Annotated in this window: 14 protein-coding genes and 1 riboswitch; of the genes, 11 read left to right on the top strand and 3 right to left on the bottom strand. The window is 71.2% G+C overall.

Going from position 1 to position 18135, the window contains the following annotated elements; genetic code table 11:
• The first annotated feature begins 81 nt into the window (after positions 1 to 81).
• From DEJ06_RS17665 to DEJ06_RS17625, 8 genes are all read left to right on the top strand, one after another.
• Positions 82 to 1086 (top strand): aldo/keto reductase family protein, encoded by a 1005-nt coding sequence (locus DEJ06_RS17665; RefSeq protein WP_071405490.1) that lies wholly within the window; start codon positions 82 to 84, stop codon positions 1084 to 1086.
• 217 nt (positions 1087 to 1303) lie between these two features.
• Complete coding sequence (locus DEJ06_RS17660) at positions 1304 to 1801, top strand: GtrA family protein (protein WP_258320816.1); 498 nt, start codon at positions 1304 to 1306, stop codon at positions 1799 to 1801.
• On the top strand, positions 1798 to 3303 hold the full coding sequence (locus tag DEJ06_RS17655) for a glycosyltransferase (RefSeq protein WP_111024965.1): 1506 nt from the start codon (positions 1798 to 1800) through the stop codon (positions 3301 to 3303). The genes DEJ06_RS17660 and DEJ06_RS17655 overlap by 4 nt, the downstream gene beginning before the upstream one ends.
• The gene (locus DEJ06_RS17650; protein WP_111040194.1) at positions 3300 to 5288 is read left to right on the top strand and encodes a glycosyltransferase family 39 protein; all 1989 of its coding nucleotides are present in this window, start codon (positions 3300 to 3302) and stop codon (positions 5286 to 5288) included. Before DEJ06_RS17655 ends, DEJ06_RS17650 begins: the two co-directional genes overlap by 4 nt.
• A 259-nt stretch (positions 5289 to 5547) precedes the next feature.
• Entirely contained in the window at positions 5548 to 6372 is an 825-nt protein-coding gene (locus DEJ06_RS17640; protein ID WP_111040193.1) for a DUF4397 domain-containing protein, read from the top strand.
• A 100-nt stretch (positions 6373 to 6472) separates the two neighbouring features.
• Positions 6473 to 7627: a glycosyl hydrolase family 8 gene (locus DEJ06_RS17635; protein WP_111040192.1), complete on the top strand. Its 1155-nt coding sequence runs from the start codon at positions 6473 to 6475 to the stop codon at positions 7625 to 7627.
• Positions 7624 to 8331 carry a class F sortase gene (locus DEJ06_RS17630; RefSeq protein WP_146245907.1) on the top strand — a complete coding sequence of 236 codons (708 nt, stop codon included), beginning with the start codon at positions 7624 to 7626 and terminating at the stop codon, positions 8329 to 8331. Before DEJ06_RS17635 ends, DEJ06_RS17630 begins: the two co-directional genes overlap by 4 nt.
• Before the next feature lie 45 nt (positions 8332 to 8376).
• Entirely contained in the window at positions 8377 to 9171 is a 795-nt protein-coding gene (locus DEJ06_RS17625; protein ID WP_111040190.1) for a polyprenol monophosphomannose synthase, read from the top strand.
• A 106-nt stretch (positions 9172 to 9277) separates the two neighbouring features.
• On the opposite strand, the gene treZ is transcribed toward DEJ06_RS17625, so the two are convergent.
• The 3 genes from treZ to glgX are packed head-to-tail and all read right to left on the bottom strand — an operon-like array spanning position 9278 to position 15758.
• Complete coding sequence (gene treZ, locus DEJ06_RS17620; RefSeq protein WP_111040189.1) at positions 9278 to 11032, bottom strand: malto-oligosyltrehalose trehalohydrolase; 1755 nt, start codon at positions 11030 to 11032, stop codon at positions 9278 to 9280.
• The gene (gene treY, locus DEJ06_RS17615) at positions 11029 to 13530 is read right to left on the bottom strand and encodes a malto-oligosyltrehalose synthase (protein ID WP_111040188.1); all 2502 of its coding nucleotides are present in this window, start codon (positions 13528 to 13530) and stop codon (positions 11029 to 11031) included. Before treY ends, treZ begins: the two co-directional genes overlap by 4 nt.
• Positions 13527 to 15758, bottom strand: a complete 2232-nt coding sequence (gene glgX / locus DEJ06_RS17610) for a glycogen debranching protein GlgX (RefSeq protein WP_111040187.1) — start codon at positions 15756 to 15758, stop codon at positions 13527 to 13529. Before glgX ends, treY begins: the two co-directional genes overlap by 4 nt.
• A 128-nt stretch (positions 15759 to 15886) precedes the next feature.
• On the opposite strand from glgX, the gene DEJ06_RS17605 reads away from it, so the two are divergent.
• The 3 genes from DEJ06_RS17605 to DEJ06_RS17595 form a co-directional block, all read left to right on the top strand.
• Entirely contained in the window at positions 15887 to 16207 is a 321-nt protein-coding gene (locus DEJ06_RS17605) for a hypothetical protein (protein ID WP_027464636.1), read from the top strand.
• 81 nt (positions 16208 to 16288) lie between these two features.
• Positions 16289 to 16400: riboswitch (TPP riboswitch) on the top strand.
• Positions 16395 to 17033 (top strand): ECF transporter S component, encoded by a 639-nt coding sequence (locus tag DEJ06_RS17600; protein ID WP_027464637.1) that lies wholly within the window; start codon positions 16395 to 16397, stop codon positions 17031 to 17033. Its footprint overlaps the riboswitch before it by 6 nt.
• 2 nt (positions 17034 to 17035) lie before the next feature.
• Positions 17036 to 18135 (top strand): ABC transporter ATP-binding protein (locus tag DEJ06_RS17595; RefSeq protein WP_181437350.1); only part of this gene is annotated, 1100 nt, incomplete at its 3' end.

Genomic DNA, 18135 nt, shown 5'->3' with positions numbered 1-18135 from the left:
CGGAGATGTGTATAAGAGACAGCCCCGACAGGCACTCGCGGGACCCCTCACGTGCGCGCTCACTCCAGTAGCGTCGGGATCATGGAATTCAGGTACCTGGGCAACTCCGGACTCAAGATCTCCGAGATCACCTACGGCAACTGGCTGACGCACGGCTCGCAGGTCGAGAACGACGTCGCCACCCAGTGCGTGCGGGCAGCGCTCGACGCCGGCATCACCACGTTCGACACCGCGGACACGTACGCCAACACCGCCGCCGAGACCGTCCTCGGCGAGGCGCTCAAGGGCGAGCGGCGCCAGTCCCTCGAGGTCTTCACGAAGGTCTACTGGCCGACCGGCCCGAAGGGGCACAACGACGTCGGCCTCAGCCGCAAGCACATCATGGAGTCGATCGACGGCTCGCTCGAGCGACTGCAGACCGACTACGTCGATCTCTACCAGGCACACCGCTACGACTACGAGACCCCCCTCGAAGAGACGATGCAGGCCTTCGCCGACGTCGTCCGCCAGGGCAAGGCGCTCTACATCGGCGTCAGCGAGTGGTCCGCCGAGCAGATCCGCGCCGGTGCCGCACTCGCCAAGGAGCTCGGCTTCCAGCTCATCTCGAACCAGCCGCAGTACTCGATGCTGTGGCGGGTCATCGAGGGCGAGGTCGTCCCCGCCTCGAAGCAGCTCGGCCTGTCGCAGATCGTCTGGTCGCCCATCGCGCAGGGCGTCCTGACCGGCAAGTACAAGCCGGGTCAGCCCCTGCCCGAGGGTTCGCGTGCCACGGACGAGAAGGGCGGCGCGGACATGATCAAGCGGTTCATGCGCGACGAGGTCCTCGAGGCCGTGCAGCGCCTGCAGCCCGTCGCCGACCAGGCCGGCCTCACGCTCGCGCAGCTCGCGATCGCGTGGACCCTGCAGAACGAGAACGTCGCGAGCGCCATCGTCGGCGCCTCGCGTCCGCAGCAGGTCACCGACAACGTGAAGGCCGCCGGCGTCAAGCTCGACGCGGACGCCCTCGCGGCGATCGACGAGGCACTCGGCGACATCCCGGAACGGGACGCGTCGAAGAACGTGTCCCCGTCGTCGCGCCCCGCGTAGACGCAACCGACCGACGGACGGGAGGCCCGGTGCCAGCTGGCACCGGGCCTCCCGTCCGTCGTCCGTGCACCCCTGACCACCGCAGCTGACGGATCGTCAAGATGAACGGCATGTGTCGCGCATCTGGCAGAGGCCTGGCAAGTCGCGTACCCCGCCCAAACCACCCAGCCACGCCCCCCGAATCGGGGGCATGACCCGAACTCGTACCCCCGTTCTGGTGTCACCCGACACCGGTGCGGTGCGGACCGTGCGCCCTGGCACGGTCCCGCGCCTGCTCGCCACCGCGAGGCAACTCGCGTCGTTCGGTACCATCGGTGCCGTCTGCTTCGTCATCGACCTGGGTGTCTACAACCTGCTCCGCGCCACCGTCATGTCGGACGGTCCCATCGCCGCGAAGATCGTGTCGGCCATCGTGGCGACCTCGGTCGCGTGGCTCGGCAACCGTTTCATCACCTTCCGTTCCCAGCGCCAGACCGGCCGCCGCGAGACCGTCCGCGAGGGGTTGCTCTTCGCTGCCACGAACCTCGTCGGCCTCGGCATCGCCGCTGCCTGCCTGTTCGTCTCGCACTACGTCCTCGGCTTCACGTCCACCCTCGCCGACAACGTCGCCGGCAACGGCGTCGGCCTCGTCCTCGGCACCGCGTTCCGGTTCGCCGCGTACAAGGCCCTCGTCTTCCGGTCCACCGACACACGTCCGAAGGGGTTCCCCGAATGACCATCTCAGCCGTGTTGCTGACGGCCGCAGGGCCGCTGCTCCAGCCCGACGAACGCCCCGGCACGACCGGGGACGTCCCGAACCGCGGGACCACGGACGTGCCGACGGGAGGCTCGGGGCAGCTCCCACAAGCCGCCTGGTCTCTGGGCGAGTGGCTCGGCTACTCGACCCTCATCGCCCTCTCCGTGCTGCTCACGATCATCGCGTTGACCACCCTCTGGTGGATGCTGCACGCCTGGCGCTCGCGGGACGCGCTGAAGTCCACCAGCTTCAGCCAGACCCCGCGGCCGGCGGCGCACCGGTTCACGCTCCTGGTGCCCGGTCGGCACGAGCAGGACGTGATGGGGCAGACGCTCGACATGCTCGCGACCCAGGACCACCCCGACTTCGAGATCATCGCGATCGTCGGGGAGGACGACCCGGAGACCGACGCCGTCGTGCGTGCTGCGGCGGCTCGGCACCCCTCCCTGATCAAGGTCGTGGTGGACGACACCCTGCCGAAGAACAAGCCGAAGGCGATGAACCTGGCGCTCCAGCACGCGACGGGTGACATCGTCGGGGTGTTCGACGCCGAGGACGAGGTCTACCCGAGGCTGCTCTCCCTCGTCGACTCGCGGTTCCAGGAGACCGACGCCGACGTGGTGCAGGGCGGCGTCCAGCTGATGAACTTCACGTCGAGCTGGTGGTCGCTCCGGAACGTCCTGGAGTACTACTTCTGGTTCCGCTCGCGCCTGCACTTCCACGCCGGGTCCAAGTTCATCCCGCTCGGGGGCAACACCGTCTTCGTGACGCGCTCCCGCCTGGAGTGGTCGAACGGCTGGGACGCGCACTGCCTCGCCGAGGACTGCGAGCTCGGCGTGCGGCTCTCCGCCGACGGCGCGAAGGTCGTCGTCGCCTACAGCCCCGAGGCCGTCACCCGCGAGGAGACCCCGCCGACCTTCGCCTCGCTGCTCAAGCAGCGCACGCGGTGGAACCAGGGCTTCCTGCAGGTGCTGGGCAAGGGGGAGTGGAAGAAGCTGCCGTCCTTCCGGCAGCGGTTCTTCGCCCGCTACATGCTCACGATGCCGTTCATCCAGGCGGCCACCGGGCTGCTCATCCCGCTGAGCGTCCTGATGATCCTGTTCGTCAAGGTGCCGACGGCGATCGCCCTGGTGTCGTTCATCCCGGTCGCACCGACGCTGATGCTGCTGGCCGTCGAGATCGTCGGGCTGAACGAGTTCGGCCGCCTGTACGGCGAGAAGGTCCGGCTCCGCGACTACGTACGGCTCGTGCTCGGCCTGGTGCCGTACCAGGTGTTCCTCGCCGCCGCGGCGGTCCGGGCAGTCGTCCGGCACGCCAAGGGCCAGAACGGGTGGGAGAAGACCGAGCACACCGGCCAGCACCGCAACGGACAGGTGGTCGGCTTCGCCTCGGACCTGGACGGATCGGGCGCAGCGTCGTCCGCGGGCGCAGCGTCGTCCGATCGTGCGTTCGCCGGCACCACCACGGGAGGCACCCGATGACCGCCAGCATCACCGACACCACGGGCATCCCGATCCGTGGTGGCTCCACCGCCCACCGCACCGGCATCGGGGCGTGGTTCCGCCGGCACGCAGCCAGCCTGACGTGGTTGCTGCCCGTCGTCGCGGTGACCGTGCTCGTCCAGGCCTGGAACATGTCGGGCACACCGCAGCGCATCGACGACGAGGGGACGTACACCGCCCAGGCGTGGGCGATCACGAACCTCGGCGAGCTCACCCACTACACGTACTGGTACGACCACCCGCCGCTCGGATGGATCCAGATCGCCGGGTACACCGGGCTGACCGGGGCGTTCGCGCGCTACCCCTTCGCGGTGGAGGCCGGGCGCGAGGCCATGGTGTTCTTCTCCGCCGTCTCGAGCATCCTGCTGTTCGTCCTGGCCCGGCGGCTCGGTGCCGGACGGATCACGGCGGCCGTGGCCGGACTCGTTTTCGCGCTGTCACCGCTCGCGCTCCAGTACCACCGCACCGTGTACATCGACAACGTCGCGACGCCCTGGCTGCTCGCCGCGTTCGTCCTCGTGCTGAGCCGTCGCCAGCAGCTCGCCGGGTTCGCCGGTGCCGCTGCCTGCCTCGGCATCGCCGTGCTGTCCAAGGAGACCTACCTGCTCGCGCTGCCGTTCCTCATCTGGATGGCCGTGCGTCGCGCCGACAAGAGCACCCGCCGGTACACGCTCAGCGTCGCCGGGGCCGTGCTCGTGCTGATCGGCGGCGGGTACCTGCTGCTCGCCGCGGTGAAGGGCGAACTCGTTCCGGGTGCCGGGCGGGTCAGCCTGTGGGAGGGCGTCACCTACCAGCTCGGTTCGCGGACCGCTTCCGGATCGGTGTTCGACGGGGGCAGCCTGGCGAACGAGGCCGCCGCGCAGTGGTGGGCACTCGACCCGGTGTTCATCGTGCTCGGCTCGGTCGCCGCAGTCGTGGGGCTGTTCCTGCGCCGGGTCCGACCGATCGCCGCGATGCTCGTGTTCCTGCTCGCGGTGATGTTCCGGCCGAACGGGTACCTGCCGGTGCCGTACGTCATCATGCTCATCCCGTTCGCGGCGCTCCTCGTCGCGTACACCGCCGAGCGTGCCGTCCTGACGATCGCCGGTCGGGTCCACACCCGGAGCCGGTTCGGCCCGAGAGCACGGCGCGGCCTCGGCATCACCTGGGCCGTCGTCACGGCTGCGGCGCTCGTCGTCGCGGTGCCGCTGTGGGGGACCCAGCTGCGCGGGTTCCTGCTCGGCAACCTCGACCTGCCCATGCAGCAGGCCGAGCAGTGGGTGGGCGACAACGTGCCGAAGTCCTCGCGTCTGCTGGTCGACGACGCCATGTGGGTCGACCTGGTGGACGACGGCTTCGCCCGGAACAACGTCGTCTGGTACTACAAGCTCGACACCGACGGAGCGGTGGAACGGCAGTCCCCGAACGGCTGGAAGGACTCGGACTACGTCATCACGACGGACTCCATGCGCACGGGCGGCAACTCGTCCACCGACGTGCGCCAGGCGATCGAGAACTCCACGGCCGTCGCGACCTTCGGCACCGGTGACCAGCAGGTCGAGGTCCGCCGGATCCACGCCGAGGGAGCCAGTGCCGCCGAGACCGCGATCACCCGGGCCACCGACGTCCGGAAGACCCTGGGGACCGAGCTCGCCTCGAACCCGGCCCTGCGTGCGGACGACGGCACGAAGTCGCAGTTCCGCGCCGGACAGGTCGACTCGCGGGCGATGATCGCGCTCGGACAGGTGCTCGCCGACCAGGACGTGCGGGTCGACCGGTTCACCCCGCGCACCGGGGAGACCGGCCAGCCGTTCCGCACCGTCGTCCTGCACACGAGCGACGACGCCTCGGCAGCACGGGTCGCTCGGACCTTCGACGCCATGTCCCAGGCGTTCCGGCCGGACTCGGTCGAGCGCGAGGGAGCACGGCTCACGGTGACGTACGCCCCGGCCGACCCGACGACGACCGCGACGAGCGCCTCGTGACCCCCGATCGCTCGGCCGAGTGGGAGCTGGCCGAGCTGGCGTCCCGCGAGCGGGCGTTCCGCGAGCGGGCGAAATGCCCGGAGGGCTCCGGCGTGGACCCTGGCATTTCGCCCGCTCGTCCCGGGGCCCGCACGACCCGCACGGCCCGCACGACCCGCACGACCCGCACGACCCGCACGACCCGCACGGCCCGCACCTCGACACGACACCCCCACGACACCCGCACGCCAACCGCACCTCGACCCGAAGGAGCACCATCATGACCGCACGCACCACGAACCGCCGCCGCACCGTCGTCGTCGGAGCGCTCGCCGCCACACTCGTCGCCGCGACGGTCGGGCTCGCCGCCCCGCAGACCGCCTCCGCCGCGACGGCCGACCAGGGCTGGCTCCGCGTCGGACACCTGTCGCCGGACACGAAGGGCGTCGACGTCGAACTGTCCAGCCTCGCCGGGGGCAAGACCGTCTTCGAACTCGACGACGTCACCTACGGCCAGGTCAGCCCGTACAAGAAGCTGCCGGTCGGCACCTACGTCCTGTCGATGCGCGCCGCCGACGCCCCGCGTTCCACCCCCGTCATCTCCACCGACGTCACCGTGCAGAAGGGCGACGCCAGCACCGTCGTCGCCTACGGCAAGAACGACGGGCTGAAGACGACCGCGTTCACCGACGACCTGCAGCAGCCCGGCGACGGCAAGGCGAAGCTCCGGCTCGTCCAGGCCGCCACCACCGCGAAGCGCGTCGACGTGCAGACCTCCGACGGCACCCCCATCGCCGAGGACGCCACCTTCGGCAGCGCCACCAAGTACGCAACGGTCGACGCCGGCAAGTGGTCGCTCGACGTCTCCGGCAGCGGCCAGCGGGGCACCGCCAAGGTCGACCTCGCCGGCAACACGGTCTCGACCCTGTTCGTCCTCGACGACAGCAAGGGCAACCTGACGGTCGTGCCCGTGACGGACGCCGCGGCGACCGCCGCCACCCCGTCCGGCGGTGTGCAGACCGGCGGTGGCGGCGCAGCCGCCGACCGACCGGTGACCGAGGCGGTCCACGCGGCCGTCGCGATGCTCCGCTCGCTGTTCCGCTGACGCCCCGGACTGGAGGCGCGGATCACGTGCGCTGCACGGCCCACGTGATCCGCGCCTCCCCTTCGACCCCCCCCCACCATCCCCGGAGAGGCAGGCCAGCATGACCCGCAGGACCTGGATACCGGTCGTCGCAGTGGCGGCGGTGCTCGTCGCCGTCGTCGTCGCGATCGTCGCCGTCCGCCCCTGGTCGTCGAGCACCACGTCCGCCGCTCGCGGCACGGCGACCCCGACCTCGACCACCGCGCCCGACGGGGCGCGCTCACCGCAGCAGCTGCGGTCGGCGTTCCTGGACCGCTACGTCGAGGGCGGTCGCGTCGTCCGCACCGACCAGGGCGGTGACACCGTCAGCGAGGGGCAGGCGTACGGCTTGCTCATCGCCTACGCGAACGACGACCGTGCACGCTTCGACGCGATCTGGGAGTGGACGAAGGACCACCTGCTCACCGGTGACGACCTGCTGGCGTGGCGGTGGACGTCCGACGAGGGCGTCGCCGACGAGCAGTCCGCGAGCGACGCCGACCTCGACGCAGCCCGGGCGCTCGTGCTGGCGGGGAAGGCCTGGGACGACGACCGGTACACCGCCGCCGGCAAGCGCATCGCGACGGCGATCCTCCAGCACGAGACGGCCCGGACGGACCTCGGCACGATCCTGCTGCCCGGACCGTGGGCAGATCAGGAGCCCTACAGCTACAACACGTCGTACGCCTCGCCCGCGGCCTTCTCGGTGCTGGCGGACGCCACCGGGGACGACCGGTGGAACGCGCTGAACCGGGGTTCCCGCGCCGTGACGGCCGCCGTGCTGGACGCCACCGACCTGCCCAGCGACTGGTCCCAGGTGCACGCCGACGGATCGGTGGACCCGATGCCGGCCGTCGGTGGCGACGGGCGCGTGCTCTACGGGTACGACGCGATGCGGACGCCGCTCCGGTACGCCGAGGCGTGTTCGGCGCCCGACCGGGAGCTCGCGGCGGCGCTCGCGCCCACGCTCGGACGGACGACGCGCCTCGCCTCGCAGCTCGACCTCGGCGGCACCCCGGTGACGCAGGACACGAACGCGCTGGCCTACACCGCGCGGGCCGCGGCCGAGCAGGCCGCCGGTTCCTCCCGTGCGGCTGCCGCCGACCTCGAGCGGGCCGACCGTACCGCGGCGACCACACCGACCTACTACGGCGACGCCTGGTTGGCCATCGGTTCGACCATGCTGACCTCCGACGTGCTCGGGGGATGCGCCAGCGACGTGGGAGGCGGCTCGTGAGCGGCCGTCGGAGCGCCGGGCGCGTCTCGGCCGTCCGGCGCCGAGGCGTGGTGATCGGTGCCGTGGTCGCCGCCGTCGTGGTGGTCGGGGGCGTGGCCGGGGTGGCGGTCGCGTCGACCGTGGGCGGTGGCGCGTCGTCGTCCCCGCCGCAGTCCTCGTCGTCTCCGTCGCAGTCGTCGTCGTCCTCGTCCTCTTCTTCGTCCTCGGGCTCCGGCACCGACGGGTTCCAGGACCCGGCCGCACCCGAGGCCCGCTCGACGGCCACCCCGGTCAGCGTATCGATCCCGGCCATCGGCGTGCGGTCCTCGCTCGAGGACCTGCACCGCGGTGCTGCCGGAGAACTCGACCCGCCCGTCGACTGGGACAGCGCGGGCTGGTTCAGCGACGGGATCGTCCCCGGCGAGGTTGGCCCCGCCGTCATCGCCGGTCACGTCGACAGCCCGACGAGCGCCGCGGTGTTCTTCCGGCTCGACGAACTGGTCGCCGGCGACGAGGTCCACGTCCGGATGTCCGACGGCACCACCCGCACCTTCACCGTCGACCGTTCCGAACGCGCCGCCAAGTCGGCGTTCCCGACGAGCGACGTCTACGGCCCCACCCCCACCCCGCAACTCCGACTCATCACCTGCGACGGCACGTTCGACACCGCCACCGGGCATTACACGGACAATCTGATCGTGTTCGCAGACCTCTCGTCGGATTGACCCACCAAGCCAGCGATACATTCGACTGCGAGCACGAGGAGCACCATGAGCGAGACCCTGGTCATCATCCCGACCTACGACGAAGCCGAGAACGTCCGGCCGATCGTCGAGCGCACGTTGGCCGCGACCGACGACTCCGTGCACGTGCTCGTCGTCGACGACAACTCACCCGACGGCACCGGCGACATCGCGGACGCGATCGCCCGCGAGACCGGTCGGGTGCACGTCATGCACCGCACCGTCAAGGACGGACTGGGCGGCGCGTACCTGTCCGGCTTCGCGTGGGGCCTGGAACACGGCTACGCCAAGCTCGTCGAGATGGACGCCGACGGCTCCCACCACCCCGAGTACCTGCCCTGGATGCTCGAGCTCGCCGACTCGAACGACCTGGTGCTCGGCTCCCGGTGGGTCAAGGGCGGCAAGGTCGAGAACTGGCCCTGGTACCGCCTCCTGCTCTCCCGCGGGGGCAACCTGTACACCCGGCTCGCCCTGGGCATCGCGGTGCGTGACGCGACCGGCGGGTTCCGGGTGTTCACCTCGCGGGCGTTCGAGCGGATCGACCTCGCCGGGGTTGCGTCGAAGGGGTACTGCTTCCAGGTGGACCTGTGCTGGCGCGCCCTCGAGGCGGGTCTGCGGGTCGTGGAGACCCCGATCACGTTCACCGAGCGGGAGTTCGGCGTCTCGAAGATGAGCGGCAACATCGTGCGCGAGAGCCTGGCACTCGTGACGAAGTGGGGCATCGACCGCCGGATCCGCGAGACCCGCTCCCTGGTGAAGGACCACCGCAAGCTGCCGTCCGTGCGGAAGAACGCGCACGCGGTCGCCGACCACGCGGGCTGACGCCGGGGACACGCGAGCGCCTGAGCACACGAACGGCGACGGACCCAGTGGGTTCGTCGCCGTTCGTGTGTGCTGCCAGCGGGTGGCTCGCGCAGCCCGCGGTCGGCTAGCGCAGCACGACCACGCCGCGGCCGCGGAACCGGACGACGCCGGCATCGACCTCGGTCGCGCCGAACCCGTAGAGCTCCTCGCCCACGGCGTCGGGCACCGGGACCTCGGCTGCGTCGTCCGCGAAGTTCACCACGACGTGCACCGGTGCCACGTCGGGGCCGAGCAGCCCGCGGGTGAGCACCAGCCAGCGGCGGTCCTCGCTGAAGCGGACGGCGTTCGCCTCGTAGCGGTGGTCGACGAACGCCTGGTCGGTGCGCCGCAGGGCGATGAGCACCCGGTAGGCACGCAGGATCGCCGCGCCGCGCTCCGAGCTGACGTCGGCCCAGTCGAGCTTGGAGTTGGTGAACGTCGTCGGGTCCTGCGGGTCCGGCACCGCTGACTCGTCCCACCCGTGCTCGGCGAACTCCGCGATGCGCCCTTCTGCGGTGGCCTTGCCGAGCTCGGGCTCCGGGTGCGAGGTGAAGAACTGCCACGGCGTCGAGGCCGCGAACTCCTCGCCCATGAACAGCATCGGCGTGAACGGCCCGAGCAGCGTCAGGGCCGCGGCGATCACGAGCCCCTCGTCGTCGAGCGTCGCGGCGAGCCGGTCGCCGGCGGCGCGGTTGCCGATCTGGTCGTGGTTCTGGTTCGCGACGACCAGGGCCGTCACGGGGGAGGTCCCGCGGTCGATCGGCCGGCCGTGCCGCTTGCCGCGGAACGACGACCAGGTGCCGTCGTGGAAGAAGCCGTCCTCGAGCACCTTGGCCAGCGCCGACAGCGGGGCGAAGTCGGCGTAGTAGCCGTTCGTCTCGCCGGTGAGTGCCACGTGCACGGCGTGGTGGAAGTCGTCCGACCACTGCCCGGCGAGGCCGTACCCGGCGGCTTCACGCGGCCGGAACATCACCGGGTCGTTGAGGTCGGACTCCGCGATGAGCGACAGCGGACGGCCGATGAAGGACGAGTAGGCGTCGGTCTCGTCGGCCATCGACGCCAGCACGTGCGGGCGGGTGGTGTCGCGGATCGCGTGCACGGCGTCGAGCCGGAGCCCGTCGACGTGGTGGTCGCGGAACCACATGCGCACGTTGTCGAGCACGTACCGGCGGACCTCGGGGTGCTCGACGTTCACCAAGTCACCCCAGGTGTTGCCGAGCCCGGCCAGCAGGTACGGGCCGTACAGCGGCAGGTAGTTGCCGCTCGGTCCGAGGTGGTTGTAGACGACGTCCTGGATGACCCCGAGTCCCAGCGCGTGCGCCGTGTCGACGAACCGGTCGTAGGCGTCGGGGCCGCCGTACGGGGCGTGCACGGAGAACCAGCCGACCCCGTCGTAGCCCCAGTTCCACTCGCCGTTGACGGCGTTGACGGGGAGGAGCTCGACGAACTCGACCCCGAGCTCGACCAGGTGGTCCAGCTTCTGGGCGGCGGCGTCGAGCGTGCCCTCGGGCGTGTAGGTGCCGATGTGCATCTCGTAGATCACGGCACCGCGGGCCGGGCGTCCGGTCCACGACTCGTCGGTCCACGCGAACCGTGCGGGGTCGACGACCTCGGACGGGCCGTGCACGCCTTCGGGCTGGTAGCGGCTGCGCGGGTCCGGTCGTACCGCGTCGTCGTCGCCGATGCGGAACCCGTAGCGTGCGCCGACGACCGGCATCACGGCGTCGGTGGACCACCAGTCGTCGTCGCCCTTGGTGAGCGGGTACTCGACGTCGTCGACGACGAGCCGGACCCGGTCCGGCTCGGGCGCCCAGACGGCGTAACGGTCGGGTGCGGTCATGCGTGACCCTCCAGGATGTCGATCTCGGCCTGCGCGTCGGTCTCGGTGGCGTCCGTCGTGCGGTCGGCGGCGGGCCGGGAGGCACCGCTCGCGTCGGACACGGCGGTCACCGCGTCGGCGTGGCCGGCTGCACCGACCGCGTCGGCGGGCACGAGCAGCGCGACCGGGTAGGTGGTGAGCAGGTCGGCCAGCGCGATCCCGTGGTCGGCGGGGACGTGTCGGCCGGTGAGCAGGTCGATGCGCTCGACGGGGACGGCGTGCACCAGTGTGTCGCCCCAGCCGCCGACCCGGTCGAGGCCGATCGGCAGACGCGTCGCGATCGTCACGGCACCGCCGCGGTCGAACGCGATGACGTGGTCGGCCGCGCTGCCGGTGGCCTCGAGCTCCAGGTACCGGGTGAACAGCTCCGGGTGGTCCCGACGGATGCGCAGTGCGCGGGTCGTGACCAGGAGCTTCGCGGCACCGTCGATGCCGATGGCCGGCAGGTCCTCGGGGCCGTCGTCGTCCGGGCCGTCGAGCTCGGCGAGCACGTGACGCCGCTCGGCGTAGTCGACCGGACGACGGTTGTCGGGGTCGACGAGCGAGCGGTCCCAGAACTCGGTGCCCTGGTAGACGTCGGGGACGCCCGGGGCGGTGAGCTGGACGAGTTTCTGGGCGAGACCGTTCGACCACCCGGCGGCGTCGATCTGCTCGTCGAGGGCGTCGAGCACGGCGACCACGTCCGGGTTGTCGAACGCGGCGTCGACGATCGCGTGCATCTGCTGCTCGAACGCCTCGTCGGGCTCGGTCCAGGTGGTGCTGTCACCGGCTTCGCGGGAGGCCTTCTCCGCGTAGGCGTGCAGACGCTCCCGGCTGGCGGGCCGGGCGCCGACGATCGCCTGCCAGAGCAGGTCGGCGAACACACGGTCCTGCAACGGCACGAGCGACTGCAGACGCTCGAGCGTGGCGGCCCACTCGTCGCCGAGCTCGGCCAGCACGGCGATGCGGGCGCGGGTGTCCTCGCTGCGCTTCGTGTCGTGCGTGGTGAGCGTCGTCATGGTGTGCGGCCAGCTGCCGAGCCGTTCGCGCTGTGCCTGGTGGAAGTCCGCCACCGAGACCGCGAAGACGCTCGGGTCGCCGCCGACCTCGCTCAGGGACGACAGGCGCGAGGTGCGGTAGAACGCCGTGTCCTCGACGCCCTTCGCCATCACCATGCCGCTGGTCTGCTGCAGTCGGACCGCCGCGGCGTTCGTCGGGTCGACGAGTGCCGGTGCGATCCGGTCGATGACGTCGTCGAGGTCCGGGCGGGCCTCGGCGGCGCGCTCGAGCGCGGTGATGAGGTGGTGGGCGCCCTCGGGCAGGTACGTGCGGTACACGTCGAACGAGGCCACGATCTCGGCGACCGCGTCGACGATCCGCTCGTGCGTGATCGTCTCCGTCGCGGCGCTCGGCGCGAGCAGGCGTGCGAGCCGCTCGACCTCGCTGCCGAGGATGCCGTCCGCGATGCCCCGTCGGGTGTCGTGCGTGAGCTGCTGCCAGTCGGTCGGTTCGGCACCCGACGCCGCGGTCAGCGCCTGCTCGCCCGCGGGGTCGACGAACACGCGGTCGAGCACCCCGAGGGCGTCGTACCCGGTGGTGCCGTCGACCGGCCACGAGCTCGGCAGCTGCTCGCCGGGCTCGAGGATCTTCTCGACGAGGGTGTAGGCCCCACCGGTCAGGTCCGCCAGGTCCTGCAGGTAGCCCGCCGGGTCGTACAGCCCGTCCGGGTGGTCGATGCGCAGTCCGTCGACGAGTCCGTCGCGGAACCAGCCGCCGATGACCCCGTGCGAGGCCGCGAAGACCTCGGGCTCCTCGACCCGGATCGCCGCGAGGGTGTTCACCGCGAAGAACCGGCGGTAGTTCAGGTCGTGGTCGGCGCGCTTCCAGTGCACGAACGCGTAGTGCTGGCGGTCGTGGACGGTCTCGACGGTGTCGCCGTCGTGCACCGTCCCGGGTGCGGTGGGGTAGGCGGTCTCGCCGACGCGGAGCACCGGACGCTCGGCGTCGGACGTGTCGAGCGTGATCGCGTCGAGCAGCCGGTCGTCGAGCACGGGGACCCGGAGCTTGCCGTCGCCGGCTTCCCAGTCCACGTCGAAGGCCCAGGCCACGGGCGAGCCCTGCCCGTGTTCGAGCAGGGACCACCACCACGGGTTCGACTCGGGGGTCGCGACGCCGACGTGGTTCGGCACCACGTCGACGATGACCCCGAGGCCGACGGCGTGCGCGGCCTCGGCCAACGCCCGCATCGCCTGGTCGCCACCGCGGTCGGTGTCGACCCGCGTGTGGTCGACCACGTCGTAGCCGTGGTTCGACCCGGACTCGGCCTGCAGCACCGGCGACAGGTACAGCCAGTCGGCGCCGAGGTCGTGCACGTAGTCGACCAGGTCGCGGGCAGCGTCGAGGTCGAAGTCGGCCGAGACCTGCAGCCGGTACGTCGACGCGGGGACGCGGTTCGCGGCGCCGGGCGTTCCGGCGGTCATCGGGCGGTTCCGCTCGGTGCGGTGGAACCGGCCGGGTTCACCGGGGTGACGGCGTCCTGCGGGGCGTCCGGTGCGGGGGCGCCGTCCTGCTCGGCGTCGACCGGGGTGCTGGTGACCTCGTGGTCGGGCTCGGCACGCAGCACGATCATCGACCGGGCGGGGACGTCGAGCGGGGTGCCCGCGTCGAGCACCTCGTCGCGGGCGCCGGGGTCGGCGGTGTCGATCCGGACGGTCCAGCCGGGGGAGTACTCCTCGGGCGGGAGCGTGAACGTCACGACGTCGTCGTGGGCGTTGAAGTACGTGATGAAGCCGACGTCGGTGACGCGCTCACCACGGGCGTCGCGTCCGCGGATGCCCTCGCCGTTCAGGTACATGCCGACGCTCTTGCCGAAGCCGGAGTCCCAGTCCTCGGGGTCCATCGCTTCGCCCGAGGGGGTCAGCCAGACCACGTCGGGCAGTGGCTCGCCCTCGCCGCGACGGACCGGACGGCCGTTGAAGTACCGGGTCCGGCGGAACGTGGGGTGGTCGTGCCGCAGCTTCACCACGTCGGCGGTGAACTGGATGAGGTCTTCGTCCGCGCTGTCCCAGTCGATCCAGCTGAGCTCGGAGTCCTGCGCGTAGACGTTGTTGTTGCCGGACTGCGACCGGCCGAGCTCGTCGCCGTGCGCGATCATCGGGACACCCTGGCTCAGGAGCAGGGTCGCCAGGAAGTTTCGGCGACGCTGCAGCCGCAGGGCGTTCACGGTCTCGTCGTCGGTCGGGCCCTCCGCCCCGGAGTTCCACGACCGGTTGTGGCTCTCGCCGTCGTTGTTGTCCTCGCCGTTGGCCTCGTTGTGCTTCTCGTTGTAGGCCACCAGGTCGTACAGCGTGAAGCCGTCGTGCGCGGTGATGAAGTTGATGCTCGCCTTGGGCGTGCGGCCGTCGTGCTCGTACAGGTCGGCCGAGCCGGAGATCCGCGAGGCGAACTCGCCCAGCGTCGACGATTCGCCGCGCCAGAAGTCACGGACGGTGTCGCGGTACTTGCCGTTCCACTCGGACCACTGGGGCGGGAAGTTGCCGACCTGGTAGCCACCGGGGCCGACGTCCCACGGCTCGGCGATCAGCTTGACCTGCGACACGATCGGGTCCTGCTGCACCAGTTCGAAGAAGGCCGACAGCCGGTCGACCTCGTAGAACTCACGGGCCAGCGCCGAGGCGAGGTCGAAGCGGAACCCGTCGACGTGCATCTCGGTCACCCAGTAGCGGAGCGAGTCGAGGATGAGCTGCAGCGAGTGCGGGTGCCCGACGTTGAGCGAGTTCCCCGTGCCCGTGTAGTCCATGTAGAACTTCTTGTCGTCATCGACCAGGCGGTAGTAGGCCGCGTTGTCGATGCCGCGGAACGACAGCGTCGGGCCGAGGTGGTTGCCCTCGGCGGTGTGGTTGTAGACGACGTCGAGGACGACCTCGATGCCGGCGCGGTGCAGCTCGCGCACCATCGTCTTGAACTCCTGGACCTGCTGGCCCTGGTCGCCCGACGACGAGTACGCCGAGTGCGGCGCGAAGAAACCGATGGTGTTGTAGCCCCAGTAGTTCGACAGCCCCTTGTCCTGCAGGGTCGAGTCGTTCACGAACTGGTGCACCGGCATGAGCTCGAGCGTGGTGATGCCGAGGCGCTGCAGGTGCTCGATGACCGCGGGGTGGGCGACGCCGGCGTAGGTGCCGCGCTGCTCTTCCGGCACGTCCGGGTGGGTCTCAGTGAGCCCCTTGACGTGCGCTTCGTAGATGACGGTCTCGCCGTACGGCGTGCGCGGCGGGCGATCCCCCTGCCAGTCGAAGAAGGGGTTGATCACGACGCCCTTCATCATGTGCGACGCGGAGTCCTCGTCGTTGGTCGAGTCCGGGTCGCCGAACGTGTACGAGAAGAGCGACTGGTCCCAGTCGATCTCGCCGCTCGTCGCCTTGGCGTACGGGTCGAGCAGGAGCTTCGACGGGTTGCAGCGCGCGCCGGAGTCCGGGTCGTACGGGCCGTGCACGCGGAAGCCGTACTCCTGCCCGGGGCCGATGTTGGGGAGGTACGCGTGCCAGACGTAGGCGTCCACCTCGAGCAGGCGGACGCATTCTTCGTTGCCGTCGGAATCGAACAGACAGAGTTCGACGCGCTCGGCGACCTCGGAGAACAGCGCGAAGTTCGTGCCGCTCCCGTCGTAGGTCGCCCCGAGCGGGTACGGGTTTCCGGGCCAGGTGTGCAAACGGTCCTCCAGGTGTGGGTGCGGCCAACATATCGGCGGCGCTCGTCCGCGTCCGCAGACAAGCCCCAGCTGTGGATGCGTCAGGAGCCCCGCGGCCTGTGGAGGAACGGACGAGTAGCGTCGCGCGCATGGCCAACATCGTCTCGAAGATCGCAGACCAGGTCCGCCCGCTCGGGGTCTCCACGAACTACGGAGAACCCGTCGAGGTCGGCGACCAGACCCTCATCCCCGTGTCCGTCAGCTGGTTCGGCTTCGGCGGCGGCGGGGACGACGAGAACGGTGGCGGCGGTGGCGGCGGCCTGTCGGCCCCCGTCGGCGCCTACGTCCGCCGCCCGGGCAAGGACCTCGTGTTCGAGCCGAACCCGATCTCGCTGATCGTCGTCGGCATCCCCTTCGTGTGGGTGGCCGGGCGTGTCCTCCGCAAGCTGGTGCGCGCGCTCAAGAAGTGACCACCTGACGGACGGGAGGCCCGTGGCGACGCCGCCACGGGCCTCCCGTCCGTCACGCCGTCGCGACCGCGTCTAGACTGCTGGCACACACACGGGAGTCCGGGACCGCCGGGCTGAGAGGGAGCGATCGGCGCTCCGACCGTCGAACCTGATCCGGATCATGCCGGCGCAGGGAGGAGTCAGCAGCATGCCTTCAGGCACGTCCACAACCGTCACCACCGCTCCGCGGCGATCGCTGCGTTGGCGGGTCGTCGACATCGTCGTCGCGAGTGTCCTCGCGGTGGCCCTCGGAGTCGTCTTCCGGCTCTGGGAGTTCGGCTACGAACCCATCAGCGCCGTCATGGACCTCGTGCTCCCCGGCACGAAGGCCCTGTTCGGCGGGGTCTGGCTGCTCGCCGGCCCGATCGTCGCGATCGTCGTCCGCAAGCCCGGCGCCGCGCTCTACGGCGAGATGGTCGCCGCCTCGGTCGAGGCGTTGTTCGGTACCCAGTGGGGATGGCTCACGCTCGAGGCCGGACTCGTCCAGGGTCTCGGCGCCGAGATCGTCCTCGCGCTGTTCCTGTACCGCGTCTACCGCCTGCCGGTCGTCGTGCTCGCCGGTGCCGCAGCCGGACTCGCGCTCGGCATCAACGACACCGTCCTCTGGTACCCGGGGCTCGACGTGGCCTTCAAGGTCGTCTACGTGATCTGCGCGGTGATCTCCGGTGCCGTGATCGCCGGGGCGGGATCGTGGCTCATCGTCCGGGCTCTCGCCCGCACCGGGGTGCTGTCGTCCTTCGCGGCCGGCCGCGAGCACAGCCGTCGCGAACCCCGCGCCCTGGTGTGACCGTGCCCGCTCCGTCGGCGACGTCCCCTTCCACCGGCGGCGACGCCGGCGCAGGTGCCGGCGTCCGCGGGGCGCGCATCGTGTTCCGTGGCTGGAGCTGGCGGTACCCGGAGCGCGACGCCTGGGCCGTCCGTGACGTCGACCTGACCGTCTCGCCGGGGGAGCGGGTCGCCGTCGTCGGGCCGTCCGGTGCCGGCAAGTCGACGCTCCTGCGAGCGGTCGCCGGCGTGCTGCCCGACGAGCCCGACGCCACCGACGACACCGCTGCTTCGGTGCAGGGGACACTCCTGGTCGACGAGGCCGACCCCCGCGCGGTCCGCGGGCGTGTCGGTCTCGTCATGCAGGACCCCGAGGCGCACACGGTGATGTCCCGGGTCGGCGACGACGTGGCCTTCGGCTGCGAGAACGCCGGCGTCCCCCGCGACGAGACCTGGGACCGGGTGCGGACGGCGCTCGACGTCGTCGGGCTCGCCCTGCCGCTCGACCGCTCCACCGCGCAGCTGTCCGGTGGGCAGCGGCAGCGGTTGGCGCTCGCGGGCGTGCTCGCGATGCGGCCGGGTGCGCTCGTGCTCGACGAACCCTGCGCGAACCTCGACCCGGACGGCGTGGCGCAGGTGCACGACGCCGTCCGGGCACTGCTCGACGAGACCGGGGCGACGCTGCTCGTGGTGGAGCACCGGATCGGCACCTGGCTGGACCTGGTCGATCGGCTCGTGCTGCTCGAACCGGGCGGCGGCGTGGTCGCGGACGGTCCGCCGGCCCGGGTGCTGGCGGACCACGGCGAGGCGCTCACGGCGGCCGGGGTCTGGGTGCCCGGTGTCGAGCCGGCGCGCGGTTCGGCCCGGCGGCTGCGGCGTGCGCGCGGACGAGCGGGCGAAATGCCCGGGTTGTCCGGCGGAGCGACCGCGGCATTCCGCCCGCTCGGCGAGGGGGAACCTGGCGAGCGGGCGCGGGATATGACGTCGGCGGGACGAGCGGGCGAAATGCCCGGGGCGTCCGGTGGGGTGACCGCGGCATTCCGCCCGCTCGGCGAGGGGGAGCTCGGCGAGCGGGCGGAATGCCGCGGTCACCCCACCGGACCTGTCTCTTATACACATCTCCG

The organism is Curtobacterium sp. MCLR17_051, assembly GCF_003234395.1.
In the GTDB taxonomy this organism is placed as follows: Bacteria; Actinomycetota; Actinomycetes; order Actinomycetales; family Microbacteriaceae; genus Curtobacterium; species Curtobacterium flaccumfaciens.
This window is presented reverse-complemented; position numbering and strand designations above follow the sequence as displayed.